We start from the raw sequence: 2245 nt of genomic DNA on the forward strand, positions 1-2245 counted from the left end.
GCCAAAACCGAGGCTTGGAGTACTAACCTCCGGGTCCGGGCTTACTGCTCCTTCGGGGGCGGGATGCCCTGGCCTGTTGGGACCGATCCTTGTAGTAGGTCAGCGCAGGAGTGACGCAGAAGGGTAGCCGGCCGCGGAGGTGGTCTTCCGTGGTCAAGCACGCAGGGCGTGGGACAGGCAAATCCGTCCCGCATGGGTCCGAGGTGCGATGATGGGGGCCTTATGGCCCGATATCCGGTGATCCCGGCTGCCGAGAAAAGCTTCGGCGTCAGGCTCAAAGCCGCCCGTACCCCAAACCGACACTGGTGGTCAGGTAGAGAATACCAAGGCGATCGAGCGAATCCTGGTCAAGGAACTCGGCAAATCACTCCCGTGCCTTCGGTATAAGGGAGACCCCCGGGCGTGAAGAGGCTTGCCCTCGGAGCGTTGGGGGGTGGCACAGACCAGGGGGTAGCGACTGTTTACCAAAAACACAGGTGCATGCGAAGGCGCAAGCCGCTGTATATGCACTGACGCCTGCCCGGTGCCGGAAGGTTAAGAGGATCCGTCAGCCTTCGGGTGAAGCGGTGAATTCAAGCCCCGGTAAACGGCGGTGGTAACTATAACCATCCTAAGGTAGCGAAATTCCTTGTCGGGTAAGTTCCGACCTGCACGAATGGCGTAACGACTTCCCCACTGTCTCGACCAGGAGCTCGGCGAAATTGCAGTACGAGTAAAGATGCTCGTTAAGCGCAGAAGGACGAAAAGACCCCGGGACCTTTACTATACCTTGGTATTGGCGTTAGGCGCGGATTGTGTAGCATAGGCGGGAGGCTTCGAAGCATGGGCGCCAGCCCGTGTGGAGCCGCAAGGTGAAATACCGCTCTGTTCTCGTTTGACGTCTCACCTCGAACAGTCATCCTGTTCAGGGACAGTGCCTGGCGGGTAGTTTAACTGGGGCGGTTGCCTCCCAAAGAGTAACGGAGGCGCCCAAAGGTCCGCTCAGCCCGGTTGGCAATCGGGTGGCGAGTGCAAGTGCACAAGCGGGCTTGACTGCGAGGACGACGGTCCGAGCAGGGACGAAAGTCGGGACTAGTGATCCGGTGCCGGTGTACGGACGCGGCATCGCTCAACGGATAAAAGGTACCCCGGGGATAACAGGCTGATCATTCCCAAGAGTCCATATCGACGGGATGGTTTGGCACCTCGATGTCGGCTCGTCGCATCCTGGGGCTGGAGCAGGTCCCAAGGGTTCGGCTGTTCGCCGATTAAAGCGGCACGCGAGCTGGGTTCAGAACGTCGTGAGACAGTTTGGTCTCTATCCTCTGCGCTCGTTGGAATGCTGAGGAGGCCTGCCCATAGTACGAGAGGACCTGGGTGGACGAACCTCTGGTATGCCGGTTGTCACGCCAGTGGCACGGCCGGTTGGCTACGTTCGGAAGGGATAACCGCTGAAAGCATCTAAGCGGGAAGCCTGCTCCAAGATAAGCATTCCGTGGAACCTTCGAGTTCCTGTAGTCCCCATGCAGAACACGTGGTTGATAGGCCGGAGGTGGAAGCCCCGCGAGGGGTGGAGCCGACCGGTACTAACGGGCGAACGCGGCACACTTTTTCCGACCCGCTTGTCGGGTCGGGTCTCGTCCTGTGGTGGTTTCTTTCGTTGGATGGCAAGGAATGCTGTTTCTTGTGGTCACGAAAACGATACCGGTGAAGCGTTTGGTTGTTCGCGTCCGTTGTCCGGTTCCCGGACCGCCACGATCGGAATCGTGGCGTGGTTCCGGTTCTGCCGGCCGATCCTTGTGGTTGGCCGTTATATTGGTTTTGCGGTGGTCATGGCCCAGGTGAGACGCCCGGTCCCTTTCCGAACCCGGAAGCTAAGGCCTGGTCGCGGCGATGGTACTGCACTCGAGAGGGTGTGGGAGAGTAGCACGCCGCCGCATTCAACGTCGGGGTTCCCGTCGAGCGTGACGCTCCGGGAACCCCTTTTCTTATTCCCGCACACGGGCGTTTCCTCCGCCCATTGGAGGTTTCGGGACGCCGGGAGGCCCGTGGGCGGGAGGATTGTTCCAGTGAGTGGAGGAATCGGGACTACTGCTGATTCAACCAGGCGTGGAGTTTCAGATGATTGAGCGCGGTATTGGGATCATACGTATCATCCAAGCGTTCCTGATACATGGCAACCAGTTCGTCGCTGCGTCCCAGCGCTTCCAAAGCGGCCTCGCGAATCGTCTCCCACTCGTAGGGCACCACTTCTTCGGGGAACATC

The 2245-nt window shown here is 59.6% G+C and carries 2 rRNA genes; both read left to right on the plus strand.

The features are described from left to right. Positions 1 to 1589 (plus strand): 23S ribosomal RNA (locus tag AB5Z01_RS13620); the annotation flags it as partial. Between the two features lie 212 nt (positions 1590 to 1801). Next, positions 1802 to 1919, plus strand: a 5S ribosomal RNA gene (gene rrf / locus AB5Z01_RS13625). Positions 1920 to 2245: the final 326 nt, after the last annotated feature.

Source organism: Ruminococcus sp. RTP21359st1_H3_RTP21359_211015, assembly GCF_040909065.1.
Taxonomy (GTDB): domain Bacteria; phylum Bacillota; class Clostridia; order Oscillospirales; family Ruminococcaceae; genus Hominimerdicola; species Hominimerdicola aceti.